Consider the following 18,211-nt stretch of genomic DNA (forward strand, 5'->3'; position numbering starts at 1 on the left):
TGGTGGGGCCGGAGGCGGACACCCTCGCCGAGGACATCGAGGACCTGCGGTGAGTGTCGAGGTCGGCAGCCCGGTGGCGGGCCTGGCCACCGGGCCGCTTGCCCGGCCCGGTCCAGCGCGGCCCCCGGGAAGGCCTGCGCGGCGCCTTGCCGGGCTGCCCCGCGGGGACCGCCGGGTGCGCCACGAGGCGCGTCCACCGGGTGTGCGGGGGCATCGCGCGGCGCTGCGGGGACCGGGCGAACAGCACCCACGCGCCAACCGTGGCCAGCACGGTGACCAGGCCCGCGACCTCGAGGGCGTGCCCGGGCCCGGCGAACTCCGACAACCAGCCCAGCAGCGGGCCACCGACCGCGCCGGAGGCCGCGGTCACCATGCTCTTGGCCGCCAGCACCCGGCCGCGCATGTCCTCGTCGGTGTCCAGCTGGATCCGCGTGCTCGTGGCCGTGTCGAGCACGACCGCGCCGACGGCGATGGGCAGCAGGAACGCGGCGAAGACCCCCAGCGTGGGCGCGCTGCCGCTGAACAGCTGGAGCACGCTGGTGACCAGGGCCATGACCAGCACCAGGCGCAGCGTCAGCTGCTTGCACGCCGCGGCGGCGAACCCGCCGACGATGGTGCCGACCGCGAAGACCACCGACAGGAACCCGTAGCCCGGCGCTCCGCCGCCCAGCGGTCCGTCGCTCATGGCCGCCATGGTGACCTGGTAGTTGCGACCGAGGCAGGACAGCACGAAGCTGAGCAGGAACAGCACGATCAACGGCCGGTGCCCGAGCACGTAGCGCAACCCGGCGGTGACTCCCGCCCGCTCCGGCGCGCTGGTCCGGAGCACGAACATCCCCTCCGGCCGCACCCGCGCGATCGCGACCAGCACGGCCGCGAAGCTCAGCGCGTTGAGCAGCAGGAGCAGCGGCACACCGGTGACCACCACGAGCGCCCCGGCCAGCCCCATGCCGAGGATCCGGCCACCGGAGCTGATGATCGACCCCAGTGCCAACGCGTTGCTCAGGTCCTCGCGCGGGATCAGCTGGGAACCGAAGCGGCCGAGCGCCGGGCCGTCGAACACCGAGACGACCCCGCCGACCAGCGCGGTCGCGTACACCGCGGCCAGCGGCCCGTCGGTCCACGCCACGCCAGCGAGCACGAGCGCCAGCAGCCCGTGCAGCAGCTGGGTGGTGAACAGCACCCGCCGGGTCGGCCAGCGGTCCGCGACCGCGCCTGCCCACGGTGCCAGCACCACGCCCGGGAGGGTCTGGAACAGCAGCGACAACCCGAGCATCCCCGGAGACCCGGTCTTGACCAGGACGAACCAGTTGAGGGCGAGGTTCTGCATCCAGGCGCCGGTGACCGAGACGAGGTCTGCGGTCGCCCAGCGCCGGTAGTTCGGGTGCTTCAGCGCGCGGAACATGGTCGCGGCGGAGGCGCGCACGGTGGGGTCCTTCCTGGGGATCTCGTCACCGGCGGCCGGGGGTTCGGGGGTCGGCGCACCGGGCGGCGCCGGGTCGAGTGCGGCGCACCAGGCACGGTGGCACCCGCACCCATAACCTGAAAACTGTTTGTGTTCGGCTTCTCAGCCCGCGCCGAGAATTCCTGGCAGATCACGACCTTCCGCCGAACGACTGGTCACGAGCAGTCAGCGAAAGCGCTCGCGGTGCGGGTTTTCGCGAACCACCCGAGGGGTGGTGGAGCAGGAGTTGCCGCACACTGCCAACGAGGAGGCTCGTGCGCGAAGCCGCGGGGCGGCGGACAAGCAGTGCTCGCGCGACCCGACGTCCCTCCCGAGCCCCGAGGCTGGAGCAGCGCACGAGGACGACATGGCCGATGTCACGCGCCAAGCACGGCGCGCCGAACGCAGCACCGCGGTGCGGGTGCTGGGCGCGCTGGGGTGGACCTGCTACGGGTTCATCCACCTGATCATCGCGTGGCTGGCGGTCGAGGTCTCCCTCGGCGAGCCGCGCAAGCAGCCAGCTCCGCAGGGGGCGATCGCCGAGATCGCCCGGCAGCCGGTCGGCTCGGCGGTCCTGGTCACCCTCGCCGTGGGACTGGTCGGGTTCGCCGCCTCGCAGGCCATCATGGCGGTGATCGGCTTCCGGTGGGTCACCGGCCGCCCCACGCGCGCTACCCGGAAGCTGGGCGCGCTCGGGCGCGCGGTGTTCTCGCTCGGTCTCGGCGTGCTGGCGGCCAAGCAGCTGACCGGCCAGCGGGTCGGCTCCAGCAGCGCGGGCCAGCAGCACCTCACGGCCGACCTGCTCCGGCTACCGGCTGGCTGGGTCATCGTGGCGCTGGTCTCGGCCGTGGTGCTGGTGATCGCGGTGGCGACCGCCCGCCGCGGGGTGATCCGCAGCTTCCTGGAGGACCTCGACGTGCGCTGCCTCTCCGAGCGTGCCCGGCGCTGGGTCGAGCGGACCGGCATCGTCGGCTGGGTGGCGAAGGGCATCGCCTACGCCAGCATCGGCCTCCTCTTCGCGGCGGCGGCGATCTCCAGCGATCCGCACAAGTCCGGCGGCCTCGACCAGGCGCTGCACCTGCTGGCCGGGTACCTGGTCGGCCGGATCGCGCTGTGGTTGATCGCGGCCGGGTTCGTGGCCTTCGCCGTGTTCTGCTTCGCGGCCGCGCGAACCCACCGGCGGTAGGCCGCGCTCAGCGCCGCGTGCCGCGCCGGATGCGGAGCAGCGCGCTCAGGCCCGCCGCCGCCGCGGTCGTGAGGGCGAGCGCGGCACGGTGCCGGGAGGCCCACGCCTGCGGACTGCGCTCCTTGGCGTCGAAGACACCCCGCGCGCCGTAGTCCCGGCCGCCCGGACCGTCGGCGGGTGTCCAGAGGTTCTCCGCCTGGTTCGGGTCGTCGACGGAGTCGTTCTGCTGCGCGGCGTAGGCGTTGCGAGCCAGGTAGTGGTCGAGCGCTCCCGCGCCCACCGCGTTGGCGAGCAGGGTGCCCACGGTGCTGCCGCCGACCCAGTACTCGCGGCGGCGCGGGTGGTCCGCGGCGTGCAGCACGGCTTCCGCGGCGACCTCGGGCTGGTAGATCGGGGGCATCGGTTGCGGGTGCTGCGGCAGGCGGGACAGCGCCCACGAGAACTGCGGAGTGTTGATCGCGGGCAGTTGCACCATCGTGGTCCGGACACCGCTGCGCTCGTGCAGCAGCTCGCAGCGGAGGGACTCGTTGAAGCCCTGGATCGCGTGCTTGGCCCCGCAGTACGCCGACTGCAGCGGAATTCCCCGGTACGCCAGGGCAGAACCGACCTGCACGACCACGCCCCGGTCCCGGGGGCGCATGCACCGCAGGGCGGCCATCGTCCCGTGCACGTAGCCGAGGTAGGTCACGTCGGTCACCCGGCGGTACTCCGCCGGGCTGATCTCCTCGAACGGCGCGAACACCGTGGCGAAGGCGGTGTTGATCCACACGTCGATGGGCCCGAGCTCGGCCTCGGTGCGCGCCGCCGCCTGCTCGACCTGCTCGTGGTCCGCGACGTCGACGGGGATCACCAGCGGGGTCCCGCCAGCGCCGCGGACGTCCCGCGCGGCGGCCTCGAGCCCGACGCGACCGCGGGCCAGCAGCGCCACCTTGGCCCCGCGACGCCCGCACGCGCGCGCGACCGCGCGCCCGACGCCCGCGCTCGCGCCCGTCACGACCACCACGTTCATGGTGTACCGCCCCGACCACGCGGGGCCGGGGACGGCCGCGTTCCGGTGCACCGGCTCATCTCCGGTGCACCCCGCCCCTGCGCCCATCCATGAACACCCGGAGGACCTCCGGGCCGCTGGGGCCGGTCCGCAGCAGGTCCGGCGGGCCGGAGCGCTGCCTCGGGATCTCGCGGTGCGCTGACAACCTGGCGGTGATGCGGCGTGCCGCACCTCTCAGCTTCTCGGTGTGGTACATCCAGCCGAACCTCCTCGACACTGCAATCCGGGATCTCGGCCCCCGGCTACCCGAGCGCGCCTGGTCCTCAACCTCACCGTGACAAGCGCTACTTCCCCGGCTGCAGCAGCACCTTCACCGCACCGTCCACTTTGCGCTGGAAGATGTCGTAGCCGTGCGGCGCCTGCTCCAGCGGCAGCCAGTGGGTGGCCAGGTCGCGCACCCCGAGCGGGTCGGACTCGTCCACCACCAGCGGCAGCAGGTCACCGGTCCAGTGCTTCACGTGGGCCTGCCCCATGCTGACCCGCACGCCCTTGTCGAACATCGTCAGCATGGGCAGCGGATCGGCGGTGCCCGCGTAGACACCGCTCAGCGAGATCGTCCCGCCGCGCCGCACCGCGTCGATGCACTGGTACAGCGCGGTCAACCGGTCCACGCCCGCCTTGGTCATCATCGGTTCCGCCACGGCGTCGGGCAGCGCGGTGACCAGCTTCTGCAGGAACTCGGCTCCCGGGGACCCGTGCGCTTCCATGCCGACGGCGTCGATCACCGAATCGGTGCCCCGCCCCGCCGTCATGTCCCGGACCACCGCTGGCACGTCGTCCTGGTCGCGCGCGTCGACCACCTCGACGCCGTGCCGGACGGCCATCTCCAACCGCTCCGGCTCCAGGTCGATGCCGATCACCCGGGCGCCGCGGTGCGCGGCGATCCGCGCGCTCATCTGCCCGATCGGCCCGAGCCCGAACACCGCGACCGAGCCCCCTTCGGGGATGGCCGCGTACTCGACCGCCTGCCACGCCGTGGGCAGCACGTCCGAGAGGTAGACGAACTGCTCGTCCGGTGGCCCGTCGGGCACCTTGATCGGGCCGAACTGCGCTTGCGGCACCCGCAGCAGCTCGGCCTGGCCGCCCGGCACGCTGCCGTACAGCTTGGTGTAGCCGAACAGCGCCGCACCGCAGCCGTGCTCGCGCACCTGCGTGGTCTCGCACTGCGCGAACAACCCGCGGTCGCACATCCAGCAGTGCCCGCAGGAGATGTTGAACGGGATCACCACCCGGTCCCCCGGCTTGATGTGCGACACCGCCGACCCGGTCTCCTGGACGATCCCCATCGCCTCGTGCCCGAGCACGTCGCCCGGCGCCAGGAACGGGCCGAGCAGCTCGTACAGGTGCAGGTCGGAGCCGCAGATCGCGGTGGTGGTGACCGCGATGATCGCATCGGTGTCGGCTTCGAGCCTGGGGTCGGCAACGTCGGTGACCTCGACGTTGCGCGGCCCCTGCCAAGTGAGCGCCCTCATGCGCACCTCCGTGTTCTGCTCACGACCGCGCCCGCCGGGTCCGGCGTCCGCTCTCCTTGCGCAGCGCTTCGACGAGCTGCCCCTTGGTCATCCTGGAACGTCCCGAGATGTCGAGCTCCTTCGCCCGGTCGTACAGGTGCTTCTTGCTGGCCTGCTCGTCCACGCCGCCGCTGGTCGGCTTGGCCCGCTGCCCGGCGCCCCGCTCCGCCTGCTCGTCCGACGGGCCCTTGCGCTGCTTGGGCATCCACCGGTCGCCGACCTTCTCGTACTGGTGCTTCAAGGCCGAGTAGGCCGTCTGGTGCGCGCGCCGACCTTCCCCGTAGGACTCGACCGCGCTGTCGTGCGCCTTCATCCAGGTCTCCTGCGCGCCCTTCGGTGAGCGGCGCAACGTCGAGGGGAGTTCCTCACGAGCAGGCATGGTTTCCCTCCGTTCTGCTCGTCCTCCTGCGGCTGGGCCCGCGGGAGGACCGGGCGCCGCTGACCGGGGTGTTCCCGCCGTGGGCTCCGGGGCAAACGCGGCGCGGGTGAACTCGTGGTGTGAGGGCCGATCCCGGTGGGTAGGTGAGTGATGACCAAGACCCACCGGAGAAGGGCGGGATCATGATCACGCTGGGAATCATCCTCCTCATCATCGGTTTCCTCACCGGCGTCCAGATCATCTGGGTGCTGGGGATCGTCGCCGTCGTGGTGGGCGCCGTCCTGGCCATCGCGGGCGGCACCGGGCACGCCATCGCCGGTCGCAAGCACTGGTTCTAGCCCGGCCGCGCTGCCCTGCCCCGAGCGCGGGCAGCCATGCGAAGCGCGAGGACGTCGTTGCCGGGCAACGACGTCCTCGCGCTCGTCAGTCCTACTTGCCGCGACCCGAGAGCGCGTCCCGGAGGCGGTCGATCATGCCCGCGCCCGGGTCCAGCACCATGTTCGCCGGGGGCTTGTCCGGCGCCGACGGGTGCGGCCGGGTCGGGGCCCGCTCCTTGGCCTGCACGATCTTCGCGCCGAGGTCCTGCAGCTCGTCCGCCGAGCAGGCCTGCTGCAACCGGGGGAAGAGGTCCTTCTCCTCGTCGTCGACGTGGTGCCGGATGTCGGAGATCAGCTTGCGGACCAGGCGGTCGAACTCGGCGTCCGAGGGTTCCATCCCCTCCAGCTGCTTCATCACCTCTTCCGCTTCGGCGTGCTCCTCGATCTCGTGGTCGGCCAGCTCGTCGCCGTCCGGCAGGACCTTGCGGGCCGCCGGGTAGAGGTGCTGCTCCTCCGCGACGGAGTGGCGGACCAGTTCGGTGATGATGTGGTCGACGAGCCCGCGGCGGGCCTGGTCGGAGAGCCCGCCGCGCTCGTACTCCTCGAAGGCGCTCTCGACCGAGCGGTGGTCCTTGGTCAGGACGTCGATCAGATCGCCCTCGCGCGTGCCTTGCGCCATGTCGTCCCACGCTCCTCGGTGTGGTGGTTCGGAAAACGCGCACCAGAGGAGTGCCCGGACCAGCAGGCGCGGCAAACCCTCCTGGCCAGCACCACCGCGGCTGGGCGCGGGTGCGGGTGTTCACGACGTCGAGCGGTGGCTCCGCCAGCGCGAGCGGACGTAGCGCCGCCGACCACCGCTGGTCCACGACCACGGGCCGAGGTCCAGGGACCAGGTCCGCTTCCCGCGGCGACCGCGCCGCCAACTGAGCGGTCCGAGCTTGCCGCCGCGCTTCGACCGGTTCCGCATGTGATCCACCCCTCTCGATCCTGCCGGGACGCGCTGTGGCGCGGGCACCGCAGCCGGGTACCTGGTGGTGGGGCTTCCCGCTGAGGCCCACCAGCACACCAGCAGTGGAGGCGACGATGACCGATTCCGACGAACGACGGGTGCGGAAGGCGTTGCAGGGAGCGGACTTCCCGGCCACCAAGGAGCAGCTCGTCGACTACGCGCAGGAGCGCGGGGCCGACGCGAAGACCATGCTCGCGCTACGCGCCCTCCCGGAGGGCACCTACGACAACAGCGACCAGGTCGAGAGCGCGGTTCCCCAGCAACCGGCGTGATCCGCACGCGTGGGGGGAGCGGCTCCGCTTCCCCCACGCGGTGTGACGTTTCGCGCGATCGCGTAGCGGACCGGATCTCCGGGTACCTGGGGGGCGTGGCTGAAACGAGGAACATCTTCGTGCTCGGACCTGACGAGCGGAACTTCGCCCTGCTGCGCCAGCTGGAGCAGCGCACCGACTACCGGTTCCACTCCTTGCTGGACGAGGAGACCCTGATGCACGGCGACCACCCGCTGTCCGACCACCTCGACGCGGCGCAGCGCCGACTCGACTCGTTCGACGGTTCGGTGGACGCGATCGTCGGGTACTGGGACTTCCCGGTCAGCTCGATGGTGCCGATCCTGTGCACCGAGAACGGGCTGCCGGGGCCCAGTCTGGAGGCGGTCGTCAAGTGCGAGCACAAGTACTGGAGCAGGCTGGAGCAGCGCAAGGTCACCGACGCCCACCCCGGCTTCGACCTCATCGACTTCGACGACCCGCAACCACCACCGGGGTTGTCCTTCCCGATGTGGCTGAAGCCGGTCAAGTCCTACTCCTCCGACCTCGCCTTCAAGGTCGAGGACGAAGCCGGTCTGGTCGAGGCCACCGCCGAGATCCGCGCGGGCATCGGCCGGGTCGGCCAGGCCTTCGACTTCCTGCTCTCGCGCCTCGAGCTGCCGCCGGAGATCGCCGAGGCCGGTGGGCAGGCCTGCCTGGCGGAGGAAGCGGTCAGCGGGGTCCAGCTCACCGCGGAGGGCTACTGCTCCGACGGCGAGCCGCACGTCTACGGCGTGGTGGACTCGCTGTGCTACCCGGACAGCCCCAGCTTCCTCCGATACCAGTACCCGTCCGAGCTGCCGGCGGAGGTCCAGGACCGCGTCATCAGCACAGCGGCCGCGGTGATCCGGCAGATCGGCCTGGACAGCTCGATGTTCAACATCGAGTTCTTCTGGAACGCCGACCAGGACAAGCTCTACATCCTGGAGATCAACCCGAGGTTGTCGCAGTCGCACGCCCCGCTGTTCCAGTTCGTCGACGGCGCACCGAACTACGAGTGCATGGTGCGGCTCGCGCTCGGCGAGGAACCGGACATGCCGCGGCGGCAGGGTCAGCACGCCGTCGCGGCGAAGTGGTTCCACCGCAGCTTCACCGACGCCTTCGTGCGCACCGCGCCGACCGCGGAACAGGTGGACCAGCTCCGCCAGGAGGCGCCCGAGGCGATCATCGACCTCGTCGCCGAGGAGGGCCAGCGGCTCTCCGAGCTGCCCGCCCAGGACAGCTACAGCTACGAGCTCTTCGCCGCCTACCTGGGCGCGCGGGACACCGACGAGTTGACCGCCAAGTACCACAGGTGCGTGGCGGGGCTCCCCTTCACGCTCGTCTGACGCACGGCGCACCGGACGTTTCGGCGACGCCGCACCGGTCAACCCCCAGTGGTGTCGAACTGGGTTCCCACCGCCCCGAGGAGGGACATCATGCGTGGCTCGGACAAGCACGGACCGGCCAAGGACGACGCGCTGGAGAAGGAGATGGAGGGCTACCTGCGCGGTGGTCACCCCACGCGGGCGGACGAGTCGCTCGACGCCGAACCCCCGGCCGACGACGACCCGGACACCGACGTCCGGCCCACCCCGAAGCCGTCCGGCGACTGACCGGTTGGTGGTTCCCGCACCGCCGGCGGGGCCGGTGGAAGTCCCCCGTGCGCTTCGTCTCAGCTCGCGCACGGGTCTTCTGGCTGGTCACCGGGTTGTCCTACCGTGGGGGCGCTACTGGACCAGCGAGGAAGCGAGACCCCGACGTGTCCTCGGCCGTCGCCCCGATCATCACGGCCACAGCCCGCTGGCTGACCACGGCCTACCCCGCGCCCAGCGCAGGCGCCCTCAGCCGCGCGTTGGCCGAGGCGCAAGCCACCCAGGCCGTGACCGTCGCGGCTCAGCTGCGCTACCCCACCACCCTCGACGCCGACCTGGTGCGCATCGCCGGTCCCGGCGGCGCCGCGCGGCTGGACGCGCTGGTCGGTGGCCCGGCCGAGGTGGGCGAGGCGGACGACGCCTGGCGGACGTGGGTGGACGAGGTCCTCGCCAGCTGGGCGGCGTGCCTGCTCGGTGACCCCGAGCTGGCGGCGCGGGCGGTCGACGCGGTGACCGCCGATTCGCAGCAGTTCAGCCGCCTCCTCGACCCCGGTGACCGGGACCGGTCGGCCGCGGCGCTCCTGCGCCACCCGGACCTCCTGGTGCCGGTGGCCGAACTGCACCGCGCCCTGCTCGACGGCGTGCTGAGCGTCGACTCCTCCAACGCCGCCTGACGCGGGCAGGTTCGCTCAGGGCGGGGACCCGCCGCTGGGAGCGCGGCACTGGACCTCCACGGTCTCGCCCCGCTCGAGGTAGGTGACCTGGTCCTGCAGGCCTCTGCGGCGGACCTCCGCAGCGAAGTCCTCGAGGGAGGACTTGAACACCGCGTAGTCGTCGGTGTGCACCGGGATCGTCGTCCTCGCCGGGACCACTTCGAGCAGGTCCGCTCCCTGGCGGGCGTCCATCGTCACCAGCAGCCCACCGGGCAGCGTGGTCCCGCCGAGGTGCGCGATCACCACGTCGATGTCGGGGTGGCGCCGCGCGATCTCCCGCACGCCGTCGAACAGCAGCGTGTCGCCGGTGATGTAGAGCCGGAGCCACACCCCGCCGCCGACCGAGCAGAACTCCACCAGGCTGCCCATGACCGGCGGCAGCAGGAACCGCGCCGGACCGGGCGCGTGCCGACCGGGCAGCGCGGTGACCCGCACGAAGTCGTCGTGCTTGAGCAGGTCCTGCGACTCCCACACCCGCAGCCCGGTCGCCCGGCGGAAACCGTGCCAGCCCTGGAGGCGGCGCGCGGCGTGCGGCGTCGTCACGATCGGCACCCCGCGGTCGAGCGCGCGGCGGGTCACCCGGTCCCAGTGGTCGCCGTGCAGGTGCGAGAGCAGCACGGCGTCGATGTCCGAGGGCAGCTCCTCGACCGGGAACGCCGGTTCGCGCACGCGCTTGGAGGCCAGCCCGTGCCCGAGGTACGCCAACTGCCCGGCGTGCAGGAAGTTCGGGTCCGTGAGCAGGGTGAACGAGCGCCACCGCAGCAAGGTCGTCGCGGTGCCCACGAACGTCACCGCCACCGAATCCCGACCGCGCATCACCCTCACCCCAGAACCGCCCGCCAACCGGTGCACCACCCGGAATGCCCGCGCCAGCACATCCCAAACGCCGGGCCGGAGGGCCTGCGAGGAGCGGCGCACCAACCCCGGGATCGGGCAGTGGACCGGTCAGGACACCATGCCGAGGGCCAGGAAGACGAAGAACCCGGCCACCAGGACCACCACGACGACGATCACCGCGAGCCACACCCACTTCGCGGGACCCGCGGAGGCGCGGTTGGTGTGCGAAACGGCCCCGGTCGCGGAGGCCGACTCGGGTGGTGTCTCCCCCGGCGGCACCGAACCGCCCTGCTCCAGGCCGGGAGTCCGGTCCGGGTCCGGATCCGGTTCGGACGGGTTCTGCGCAGGCATGTTCCAGGGGTAGCCACCGGGCCCGCGCCGCGAAACGTGCCACCCACCGGGTGCCCTGCGCACCGCGACCGGAGCGCATCACTGCGCGGCGCGGGACTCCTCCAACCACTTGGTGTGGACCGGCCCGGCGAGCAGCCGCGGGTCCGCGGTCAACCGGCGGTGCAGCGCCACGGTGTTGGCCACCCCTTCGACGTGGAACTCCGCCAGCGCCTGCTGAGCCCTGGCGTAGGCCTGCTCGCGGTCGGCGCCCCAGCAGATCAGCTTGGCGATGAGCGAGTCGTAGAACGGGCTGATGCGGTCGCCCAGCACGATCCCGGTGTCCACCCGCACGCCCGGACCACCGGGTAGGTGCAGCGCGGTGATCTCGCCGGGCGTGGGCGCGAAGTCGCGCTCCGGGTCCTCGGCGTTGATGCGCATCTCGATGGCGGCACCGCGCCGCTGGATCGACCCCTGGTCCACCGACAGCGCCTCGCCGCTGGCGATCCGCAGCTGCTCGGCGACGACGTCGACCCCGGTGATCGCCTCGGTGATCGGGTGCTCGACCTGGACGCGGGTGTTCATCTCGATGAAGTAGAAGTCCTGCTCGGCGTCGACCAGGAACTCCACCGTCCCCGCGCTGCGGTACCCGACGTGCTCGGCCAGCCGCACCGCGGCCGCGGTGATCGCCTGCCGGGTGCTCTCCCGCAGGCCCGGCGCGGGCGCTTCCTCCAGGAGCTTCTGCCGACGCCGCTGCACGGAGCAGTCCCGCTCGAAGAGGTGCACCACGTTCCCGTGCTCGTCGGCGAGCACCTGCACCTCCACGTGCCGCGCCCCGGGGACCGCGCGCTCGAGGTAGATCGTCCCGTCGCCGAACGCGGCCCGCGCCTCGGCCTGCGCGCCGGGCAGCGCGTCGAGCAGCTCGGCCACGTCGGCGACCGGCCGGATCCCCCGGCCCCCGCCGCCCGCCGCCGCCTTGACCAGCAGCGGGAACCCGACCTCGGTGGCCACCCGGGCGGCCTCGTCCGGGTCGGTGACCGGACCGCTGCCCGGCACCACCGGCACCTCGGCGTCCTGCGCGGCACGCCGCGCCGCCGCCTTGTCCCCCATCCGCTCCATCGCAGACGGCGGGGGCCCGACGAACACCAGCCCGGCTTCGCCGATCGCCCGGGCGAACTCGGCGTTCTCCGACAGGAACCCGTAACCCGGGTGCACCGCCTCCACCTCGGTGGACCGAGCCGCCTTGAGCAGCGCGTCGGAGTCCAGGTAGGACTTCCGCGCGGCGGACCGGCCGATGTGCACGGCCTCGTCGGCGAGCTGCACCCAGCGGGAGCCCTCGTCGGCGTCGGAGTACACCGCGACGGCTTCGGCCCCGGCCGCGTGGCAGGCGCGAATGATCCGGACCGCGATCTCCCCGCGGTTGGCGACCAGCACCCTGCGCAGGCCGGTCACGGTTCGTCGACCTCGAACATCGTCTGCCCGACGTCCACCTCGTCGCCGTCGTCCAGCAGGATCTTGCTGACCCGGCAGGTCCGGTCCGCCTTGACCTCGTTGAACGTCTTCATCACCTCGATCAGCGCGATCGTCTGCCCGGCCTCCACGAGGCCGCCCGCCTCGATGAACGGGTCCGCGTCCGGCGAGGGCCGCCGGTAGAACACCCCCGGCACGTGAGCTTCCACTTCAGTCATGGCTTCCCCCTGTTCACCGCTGTTCGACGACCAACGCAGCCCGCACCTTCTCCAGCCGCACCCGCCGCTCCCGGCGCGCGGCCACCGCCGCCTCCACGTCCACCGGCGCGAACCGCACCCGGCCCCCGGTCCTGGCCTGGGCCACCCGGTCCCGGTCCACCGAGATCACCGTCCCGATGGTCGCGTAGCCGCCACCGGTGACCGCGTCGTTGAGCAGCACGATCGGTTCGTCGCCACCGGGGACCTGCACCGAGCCGACCGGGTAGCCGAGGTCGACGACGTTGGCCTGGTCGCGACCGGCGCCGAAGGGCTGCTCGCGCTCGACGAACTCCAGCGAGCCACCCCGCAGCCGGTAGCCGACGCGGTCGGCGTCCTTGGTGACCTTCCACTCCACCTCGAGGAACGACCGCAGCGCCCGCTCGGTCAACCGGTAGGCGCACAGCCCGACCACGAACCGCAGCTCGGTGACCGCCGGGAACTCGATCCGCAGCTCCTCGGGCACCGCCACCCCAGCGGCCGGTGCCCCGTCCGCGGGTTCCCCCAGCGGCAACCGGTCGCCAGCGGCCAGCGCACGACCCTGGAAGCCGCCGATGCCGGTGAGCAGGTAGGTCGACCGCGAGCCCAGGTAGGGCGGCACGTCGATGCCGCCACCCACCGCGACGTAGGGGCGGGCGCCGGCCCGGATCGGTCCGAACGCCAGCACGTCCCCGGCCGAGGCGCGCAGGGCAGTCCAGGTCGGCGCGGGCTCGCCGTTGAGGGTGATGGTGCAGTCCGCGCCGGTCACCGCGACGCTGCGCGCGTCGGTGAACTCCAGCTCCGGACCGAGGTAGGTGGCCTCCAGGGCGGCAGCGCCCGGCGGGTTGCCGACCAGCGCGTTGGCCACCGCGAAGGAGTACTGGTCCACCGCGCCCGACGGCGGCATCCCGATGGCGTACTGGCCGTCCCGGCCGGTGTCCTGCACCGTCGTGGACAAGCCGCCGGAGCGCACGATCAGCTCGGTCACCGGTACAACACCTCCATCAGCCGGGTGTTCACCGCGTCGGGGTCGGCGAGCAGCTCCGCGGGCAGGAACTCGGCCTCGCGGATCCGGTAGCGGAACTGCCCGGCCTCGACCTCGGCGCGGGTGCGGTCGTACTCGTCGCGGTCCACGGCCCGGTACCGCAGGATGTCGCTGGGTCGCGGGAAGGCGATGTCGTCGGCGAAGTCCGGCAACCGCTGCTGCAGGTCGAACACCGGGGCCGGGGCGATCCCGAACAGCTGGTAGCCGCCAGCTCCGCGCACCGGGTAGACCACCGCGAAGGCCCCGCCGTACCCGAAGGCCCGCTCCGGGGTGTCGGTGCGCGGGCGCACGTACTTGGGCACCTCGATCTGCCGCTCCCGAGGCACCATCTGGTAGCAGAACGGCAGCCCCGGGACGAACCCGAGCATGGTCACCAGGAACGGCGCCGAGGTGATCGCCTCGACCAGCGCGCGCACATCGCGGAAACCGTTGGTGCGGGCGGCGTATTCGAGGTCGGTGGCGTCCGGGTCCTGGTGCCGGTCGCGGAACCTCAGCAGCGTCTCGCGGGTCCACGGGTCGTCGAAGAGCACCGGCACGTCGACGATGCGGGTCCGCACCGCGGCATCGTCCGGGAGCTGGCCCGCCGAGTGCTCCAGCGCGCGCAGGTGGTCGACCAGGTCGGCGGGGTGCAGCCGGTCGGGGTCCAACCGGACCAGGTAGGAGGCGTTGGACGGGCAGATGTCGATGATCCCGTCGATGCCCTCGCGCCGCAGTTGCCCGGTGATCGCCACCGCCTTCAGGTTGGCTTCCAGGCTCATCTGCTGGTCGAGCTCGACGAAGACGAACTCGTCCCCGCCGTGCTCGTAGCGGGCTGGCGGCAACCGTACTTCCGATGCGCTCACGACCACCCCTCCTCGACCCCCCGGGTGCGAGTCGAGGATGCGGTGCGGCACCGCGCGACGCAGTGCGGTCGTGGCTGAACTCTGCCCCTTCGGGTGAGCGCGGCGCGGTGTGGCCGCCCGGTGCGCGGGGAATCCCGTTGCCATCGTCACCAGCCGACCGGGAGGTGGTCGTGTGCGCACGCTCGTCGATCTGAACGCGGACGCCGGGGAGAGCTTCGGGCGGTGGCGGCTCGGCGACGACGCCCGCCTCATCCCGCTCGTCACCTCGGTCAACATCGCGTGCGGTTGGCACGCCGGGGACCCGGCGACGATGAGCCGGTCCGTGGAACTGGCGCTGGCGGGCGGGACCTCGCTCGGCGCGCACCCCGGTTTCCCCGACCTGGTGGGCTTCGGGCGGCGCGCGGTGGCGATGACGCCGACCGAAGCCGCCCACGCGTGCCTCTACCAGTTCGGCGCGCTCCGCGCGATCGCCGAGGCCCACGGCGCGACCGTGGCGCACGTCAAGCCGCACGGCGCGTTGTACGGCTTGACGATGAGGGACGAGGGCGTCGCGGAGGCCGTGGTCGAGGCGATCGCCAACGCCGCTCCCGGGGTGCGGGTGGTGCTCATCGCCGGACCCGTCGCCGAGCGGCTCCACGAGCGCGGCTTCCCGGTGGTCCGGGAGGCCTTCGCCGACCTGGACTACGACGACTCCGGGCACATCATCATCGAGCCGGAGCCGATCGCCAAGTCCCCGCAGCGCTGCGCCGACCAGGCGATCGCGGTGCTGCGCGGTGAGGTCACCTCCGCCGCGGGCAACGCGATCGCCGTCGACGCCGACACCATCTGCCTGCACGGCGACCGGCCGAACGCGGTCGAGGTCGCGCAGGCGGTCCGCGACCGGTTCGACGCCGAGGGCGTGCGGCTGGCGCCGATGGCCGAGGTCGCCGACCAGCGGGGATCGGTCAGCCCGCTGGCTGCAGCTGGTGCGACGGGCGGATCCGGGAGTCCGCCCGGTGGTCGCCCTCGGGGCTGAACGGGTGCACGTCCTGCGGTAGGCAGTCGGCCACCAGCAGCGAGTCCACCGCGCGCTCGGCCGGGCCCGCCGAGACCACCGCGCTGCCGTCGGGCGCCCAGATCCCGGAGTTGCCGCGGTACTCCCACTGCCCGCGGTCCGAGGTCTCCCAGCCGCGCCGGTTCGCGTAGGCCACGAACACCCGCCACACCGCGGCCATCGCCGGGATGATGTGCTCGGTGGCGTCGGGGTAGGGGACCAGCGTCGGCGTGCCGTCGTGCAGCGTGAAGTGCCGGTCGGCGGCGGTGGGCCCGACGACGAGCCGCGCACCGCGGTCGGCCAGGCTCTGGTACAGCGGTGGGAACTCGCACTCGTAGCAGTTGAGCACGCCGACCGGGAAGCCGTTCACCTCGACGACCGGCGGCAGGTCGTCCCCAGGCGTGAAGTTCGCGCGTTCCGCGGCGCCGTACAGGTGCGTCTTGCGGTAGTTGGCGCGCAACTGCCCGCCGTCGACGACCGCCACCGAGTCGTGCAGGGCACCGGTCTCGGACCGCTCCACGTAGGGCAGCACGATCCCCACCCCGTGCTCCAAGGACAGCTCGCGGGCCAGGTCGACGGACTGGCCGTCGCAGGGCTCCGCCAGCAGCTGGCACTCCTCGGGGCCGAGCGCGTAGCCGGTGTTGAAGCACTCCGGGAAGGCGCAGAGCTGGGCGCGGTAGCTGGCCGCCAGCTCGACGGCCTCCTCCATCCTGGCCAGGTTGGCCTTCACCGCTTCCGGTGTTCCGGCCGGGTTCTCCGCTTGGAACAGCGCCAACCGGAGCCCGGCGCCGGGCTCCGGCGGCTCGCGGTGGGTCAAGCGGCTGACGATGCGAACAGGACGCATGGCAACTCCTCTCCCGATCAGTTCACCGCGGCGGTGAATTCCTCCACCGCGGCGCAGAAACGGTCCACTTCCGCCGCGCCGAGGTCGCTGCGGACGACGATCCGCATCACCTCGACGTCGATGAGTTCCCCGGGCAGCGCGTAGACCGGCACCGCCCAGCCCCGGTCCGCCAGGTGCATCGCCAGCTGCTCCAGCTTGAGCTCGGACCCCGCGGTCAGGGTGATGACCGGCAGCTCGCTGCCGTCCGAGAGCAGCCGGAACCGCCCGGTGCCGCGCAGGCGGGCGGCCAGCTGCGTCGCCAGGCTGCGGCAGCGCTCGTGCACGGCGCGGAAACCGGCGAACCCGAACCGGACGAAGTTGTAGTACTGGAGGACCACCGGGGCGGCCGGTCTGGAGAAGCTCAGCTCGTAGTGCGTCTCGTCGCCGCCCAGGTAGTTGATCCGCTGCCCCAGTTCCGGTCGGCGCCAGCTGGTGTCCCGCCAGAGCAGCCAGCCCAGCCCGGGCAGCACCAGACCGGACTTGTGGCCCGAGGCGTTGATGGAGACCACGCGTGGGAGCTGGAAGTCCCACCGCAGCTCGCGGTCCAGGAAGGGCGCGATGAACCCCCCGGACGCCGCGTCGACGTGGACGGGCACGTCGACGCCGCTGCGCTGCGCGAGCGCGTCGAGCGCCGCGGTGATCTCCGCGACCGGCTCGTAGCGCCCGTCCACAGTGGTCCCGAGCACCGCGATGACCCCGATGGTCGACTCGTCGCACAGGCCGGCGGCGCTCGCCCCGTCCAGGCCGAGGCGGTTCGCCGCGGCGGGCGCGATGCGCGCCTCCACCCCCCAGTGGCGGCAGAACTTCTGCCAGCAGGCGTGCGCGCCCGCCCCCATCACGAGGTTCGGGCGCAGCCCACCAGTTCCGCCACGGGCCTGCCAGCGCCGCAGCAGCGCAGCTCCGGCCAGCAGCGCCGCCTCGCTGGAACCGGTGGTCGCACAACCGACCACCCGGGACTCGTCGCCGTGCCAGAGCGCACCGATCATCCGCACGCAGTCGCGCACCAGTTCGTCGACCGCCGGGTACTGCTCGCGGTCGACCAGGTTGCAGTTGGCGTAGTCGTCGAAGAGCCGCCGGGCCTCCGGTTCGATGCTCGTGGTCAGGAAGGTGGCGAGGTTGCGGACCGGTTCGCAGTCGCCGCGCAGCCTGGCGCGGATGAGTTCGGACGCCGTCGCGGCGTCCAAGCCGGAATCCGGGAATGCAGCACCGGACCCGGGTGCGGACCGTGGCAACGCCCCGCTCAGCAGAGCCGACATCGCGTACCCCCTTTTCGCTCGTGGTCTGCCGTACGACGGCGACGCTACGAGCGGCGGAGCGGGCGGTGCCATGAACAATTCGGCCCAGCACTTCCGGACGGGTCCCAGGGCCGGGCGGCGTTCGGCTATCCGGGTCTACCCGGGCGGCATTCGAGCGATTTGCATGCCAGGCCGAACTGCTGGGCCGATCGCGTGGCGAAATAAGGGGTGGAGGTCGACAACCGGGCACGGGTGCCCCATCTGGACGACCGGGCCGTACGAAAAGTGGAGGCGCTTGATGGGCCGTGCTGACGAGCGGGCGCTGGACCGCGCGATAGCCGTTCTGCTGCACGAGGCCGTCGAGCACTCCCGCGCGATGCGGCACGTGCTGGGCCACGTGAGCCAGCTCGTCGCGATGCGGGTTCAGCTCGGGCAATCCCACAACGGCGATCGTGACGCCCGCGTCGCGGTGAACGGTGGTGCGCTCCCACCGTTGACGAAGCGGGAGGAGGAGGTGCTCGGGCAGCTGATGCGCGGTCGCTCCAACCGGGAAATCGCCCGATCGCTCGGGATTTCCGAGCGCACCGTGAAGAACCACCTGCGCAACCTCTTCACCAAGCTCGACGTCGGTGACCGGACCTCCGCGGTGGTGAAGGCACTGGGCAGCAACGGGGTCAGCCGGACCGGCGGCGCGGACTAGTCCGCCAGGACGTGTTGGTCGCCGAGTGATCCGCCGCCGGGGGTACCACCACCGTCCGAGTTTCGGCCGCTCGAGTTGCCGACAACACTGGGGAACCGGTGCCAACAGCGAGGAGGT

23 protein-coding genes are annotated in these 18,211 nt (G+C 72.3%); 8 read left to right on the forward strand and 15 right to left on the reverse strand.

The window, feature by feature from the left end; translation table 11 throughout:
• Positions 1-1,426, reverse strand: a 1,426-nt coding sequence (locus tag ABT324_RS01955) for an MFS transporter (protein WP_351170072.1), incomplete at its 3' end; no start/stop codon positions are given.
• Between the two features lie 385 nt (positions 1,427-1,811).
• Between ABT324_RS01955 and ABT324_RS01960 the strand changes: the two genes are divergently transcribed.
• Positions 1,812-2,630 (forward strand): DUF1206 domain-containing protein, encoded by an 819-nt coding sequence (locus tag ABT324_RS01960; protein WP_351170074.1) that lies wholly within the window; start codon positions 1,812-1,814, stop codon positions 2,628-2,630.
• A gap of 7 nt (positions 2,631-2,637) precedes the next feature.
• Here the strand turns inward: ABT324_RS01960 and ABT324_RS01965 are convergent, their stop codons facing one another.
• The 4 genes from ABT324_RS01965 to ABT324_RS01980 form a co-directional block, all read right to left on the reverse strand.
• The gene (locus tag ABT324_RS01965; protein ID WP_502949671.1) at positions 2,638-3,690 is read right to left on the reverse strand and encodes an SDR family oxidoreductase; all 1,053 of its coding nucleotides are present in this window, start codon (positions 3,688-3,690) and stop codon (positions 2,638-2,640) included.
• A 4-nt stretch (positions 3,691-3,694) separates the two neighbouring features.
• Complete coding sequence (locus ABT324_RS01970; protein WP_351170077.1) at positions 3,695-3,874, reverse strand: hypothetical protein; 180 nt, start codon at positions 3,872-3,874, stop codon at positions 3,695-3,697.
• Between the two features lie 88 nt (positions 3,875-3,962).
• On the reverse strand, positions 3,963-5,150 hold the full coding sequence (locus tag ABT324_RS01975) for a zinc-dependent alcohol dehydrogenase (protein ID WP_351170080.1): 1,188 nt from the start codon (positions 5,148-5,150) through the stop codon (positions 3,963-3,965).
• A 19-nt stretch (positions 5,151-5,169) separates the two neighbouring features.
• Positions 5,170-5,568, reverse strand: coding sequence for a ChaB family protein (locus tag ABT324_RS01980; protein ID WP_351170083.1), 399 nt, complete (start codon positions 5,566-5,568; stop codon positions 5,170-5,172).
• 143 nt (positions 5,569-5,711) lie between these two features.
• On the opposite strand from ABT324_RS01980, the gene ABT324_RS01985 reads away from it, so the two are divergent.
• Positions 5,712-5,906 (forward strand): hypothetical protein, encoded by a 195-nt coding sequence (locus ABT324_RS01985; RefSeq protein WP_351170086.1) that lies wholly within the window; start codon positions 5,712-5,714, stop codon positions 5,904-5,906.
• Positions 5,907-5,997: 91 nt separating this feature from the next.
• Here the strand turns inward: ABT324_RS01985 and ABT324_RS01990 are convergent, their stop codons facing one another.
• Together ABT324_RS01990 and ABT324_RS01995 are read right to left on the reverse strand one after the other, a co-directional pair.
• Positions 5,998-6,564 carry a hemerythrin domain-containing protein gene (locus tag ABT324_RS01990; RefSeq protein WP_351170089.1) on the reverse strand — a complete coding sequence of 189 codons (567 nt, stop codon included), beginning with the start codon at positions 6,562-6,564 and terminating at the stop codon, positions 5,998-6,000.
• Between the two features lie 120 nt (positions 6,565-6,684).
• Positions 6,685-6,852, reverse strand: coding sequence for a hypothetical protein (locus ABT324_RS01995; protein WP_351170092.1), 168 nt, complete (start codon positions 6,850-6,852; stop codon positions 6,685-6,687).
• 116 nt (positions 6,853-6,968) lie between these two features.
• Here ABT324_RS01995 and ABT324_RS02000 point away from each other — a divergent pair, with 116 nt between their 5' ends.
• From ABT324_RS02000 to ABT324_RS02015, 4 genes are all read left to right on the forward strand, one after another.
• Positions 6,969-7,166, forward strand: a complete 198-nt coding sequence (locus ABT324_RS02000; RefSeq protein WP_351170094.1) for a DUF2795 domain-containing protein — start codon at positions 6,969-6,971, stop codon at positions 7,164-7,166.
• A gap of 95 nt (positions 7,167-7,261) precedes the next feature.
• The gene (locus ABT324_RS02005; protein WP_351170096.1) at positions 7,262-8,530 is read left to right on the forward strand and encodes an ATP-grasp domain-containing protein; all 1,269 of its coding nucleotides are present in this window, start codon (positions 7,262-7,264) and stop codon (positions 8,528-8,530) included.
• Positions 8,531-8,620: 90 nt separating this feature from the next.
• Positions 8,621-8,797 (forward strand): hypothetical protein, encoded by a 177-nt coding sequence (locus ABT324_RS02010; RefSeq protein ID WP_502949672.1) that lies wholly within the window; start codon positions 8,621-8,623, stop codon positions 8,795-8,797.
• 146 nt (positions 8,798-8,943) lie between these two features.
• A complete protein-coding gene (locus ABT324_RS02015; protein WP_351170099.1) occupies positions 8,944-9,450 on the forward strand; it encodes a hypothetical protein in 507 nt (168 codons plus the stop codon).
• Between the two features lie 15 nt (positions 9,451-9,465).
• On the opposite strand, the gene ABT324_RS02020 is transcribed toward ABT324_RS02015, so the two are convergent.
• The 6 genes from ABT324_RS02020 to ABT324_RS02045 form a co-directional block, all read right to left on the reverse strand.
• Positions 9,466-10,305, reverse strand: a complete 840-nt coding sequence (locus ABT324_RS02020) for an MBL fold metallo-hydrolase (protein WP_351170105.1) — start codon at positions 10,303-10,305, stop codon at positions 9,466-9,468.
• A gap of 129 nt (positions 10,306-10,434) precedes the next feature.
• A complete protein-coding gene (locus ABT324_RS02025; RefSeq protein WP_351170108.1) occupies positions 10,435-10,677 on the reverse strand; it encodes a DUF6480 family protein in 243 nt (80 codons plus the stop codon).
• 78 nt (positions 10,678-10,755) lie between these two features.
• The gene (locus ABT324_RS02030; protein WP_351170110.1) at positions 10,756-12,105 is read right to left on the reverse strand and encodes an acetyl-CoA carboxylase biotin carboxylase subunit; all 1,350 of its coding nucleotides are present in this window, start codon (positions 12,103-12,105) and stop codon (positions 10,756-10,758) included.
• Positions 12,102-12,341: an acetyl-CoA carboxylase gene (locus ABT324_RS02035; protein ID WP_351170112.1), complete on the reverse strand. Its 240-nt coding sequence runs from the start codon at positions 12,339-12,341 to the stop codon at positions 12,102-12,104. The genes ABT324_RS02030 and ABT324_RS02035 overlap by 4 nt, the downstream gene beginning before the upstream one ends.
• A gap of 13 nt (positions 12,342-12,354) precedes the next feature.
• Positions 12,355-13,344 (reverse strand): 5-oxoprolinase subunit C family protein, encoded by a 990-nt coding sequence (locus ABT324_RS02040; protein WP_351170114.1) that lies wholly within the window; start codon positions 13,342-13,344, stop codon positions 12,355-12,357.
• Positions 13,341-14,243: a 5-oxoprolinase subunit B family protein gene (locus ABT324_RS02045; protein WP_351170117.1), complete on the reverse strand. Its 903-nt coding sequence runs from the start codon at positions 14,241-14,243 to the stop codon at positions 13,341-13,343. The genes ABT324_RS02040 and ABT324_RS02045 overlap by 4 nt, the downstream gene beginning before the upstream one ends.
• Before the next feature lie 172 nt (positions 14,244-14,415).
• Here ABT324_RS02045 and ABT324_RS02050 point away from each other — a divergent pair, with 172 nt between their 5' ends.
• Positions 14,416-15,258 (forward strand): LamB/YcsF family protein, encoded by an 843-nt coding sequence (locus ABT324_RS02050; RefSeq protein ID WP_351170120.1) that lies wholly within the window; start codon positions 14,416-14,418, stop codon positions 15,256-15,258.
• Here ABT324_RS02050 and ABT324_RS02055 read toward each other — a convergent pair.
• Together ABT324_RS02055 and gad are read right to left on the reverse strand one after the other, a co-directional pair.
• The gene (locus ABT324_RS02055; protein ID WP_351170123.1) at positions 15,188-16,120 is read right to left on the reverse strand and encodes a nitrilase-related carbon-nitrogen hydrolase; all 933 of its coding nucleotides are present in this window, start codon (positions 16,118-16,120) and stop codon (positions 15,188-15,190) included. The two genes, ABT324_RS02050 and ABT324_RS02055, sit on opposite strands and share 71 nt — an antisense overlap.
• Before the next feature lie 17 nt (positions 16,121-16,137).
• Positions 16,138-17,487, reverse strand: a complete 1,350-nt coding sequence (gad, locus tag ABT324_RS02060; protein WP_351170126.1) for a glutamate decarboxylase — start codon at positions 17,485-17,487, stop codon at positions 16,138-16,140.
• A 205-nt stretch (positions 17,488-17,692) separates the two neighbouring features.
• Here gad and ABT324_RS02065 point away from each other — a divergent pair, with 205 nt between their 5' ends.
• The gene (locus ABT324_RS02065; RefSeq protein WP_351170129.1) at positions 17,693-18,094 is read left to right on the forward strand and encodes a helix-turn-helix transcriptional regulator; all 402 of its coding nucleotides are present in this window, start codon (positions 17,693-17,695) and stop codon (positions 18,092-18,094) included.
• Positions 18,095-18,211 lie beyond the last annotated feature (117 nt).

Origin of the sequence: Saccharopolyspora sp. NPDC000359 (genome assembly GCF_040300525.1) — a bacterium.
Classification (GTDB): domain Bacteria; phylum Actinomycetota; class Actinomycetes; order Mycobacteriales; family Pseudonocardiaceae; genus Saccharopolyspora.

Coding starts and splice junctions, on each gene's coding strand:
- ABT324_RS02055 (WP_351170123.1), bottom strand. CDS start 16,120: ATGCGTCCTGTTCGCATCGTCAGCCGCTTGACCCACCGCGAGCCGCCG.
- ABT324_RS02010 (WP_502949672.1), top strand. CDS start 8,621: ATGCGTGGCTCGGACAAGCACGGACCGGCCAAGGACGACGCGCTGGAG.
- ABT324_RS02065 (WP_351170129.1), top strand. CDS start 17,693: ATGGGCCGTGCTGACGAGCGGGCGCTGGACCGCGCGATAGCCGTTCTG.
- ABT324_RS01990 (WP_351170089.1), bottom strand. CDS start 6,564: ATGGCGCAAGGCACGCGCGAGGGCGATCTGATCGACGTCCTGACCAAG.
- ABT324_RS01995 (WP_351170092.1), bottom strand. CDS start 6,852: ATGCGGAACCGGTCGAAGCGCGGCGGCAAGCTCGGACCGCTCAGTTGG.
- ABT324_RS01970 (WP_351170077.1), bottom strand. CDS start 3,874: ATGTACCACACCGAGAAGCTGAGAGGTGCGGCACGCCGCATCACCGCC.
- ABT324_RS01960 (WP_351170074.1), top strand. CDS start 1,812: ATGGCCGATGTCACGCGCCAAGCACGGCGCGCCGAACGCAGCACCGCG.
- ABT324_RS02020 (WP_351170105.1), bottom strand. CDS start 10,305: ATGCGCGGTCGGGATTCGGTGGCGGTGACGTTCGTGGGCACCGCGACG.
- gad (WP_351170126.1), bottom strand. CDS start 17,487: ATGGCACCGCCCGCTCCGCCGCTCGTAGCGTCGCCGTCGTACGGCAGA.
- ABT324_RS02035 (WP_351170112.1), bottom strand. CDS start 12,341: ATGACTGAAGTGGAAGCTCACGTGCCGGGGGTGTTCTACCGGCGGCCC.
- ABT324_RS01975 (WP_351170080.1), bottom strand. CDS start 5,150: ATGAGGGCGCTCACTTGGCAGGGGCCGCGCAACGTCGAGGTCACCGAC.
- ABT324_RS01980 (WP_351170083.1), bottom strand. CDS start 5,568: ATGCCTGCTCGTGAGGAACTCCCCTCGACGTTGCGCCGCTCACCGAAG.
- ABT324_RS02000 (WP_351170094.1), top strand. CDS start 6,969: ATGACCGATTCCGACGAACGACGGGTGCGGAAGGCGTTGCAGGGAGCG.
- ABT324_RS02025 (WP_351170108.1), bottom strand. CDS start 10,677: ATGCCTGCGCAGAACCCGTCCGAACCGGATCCGGACCCGGACCGGACT.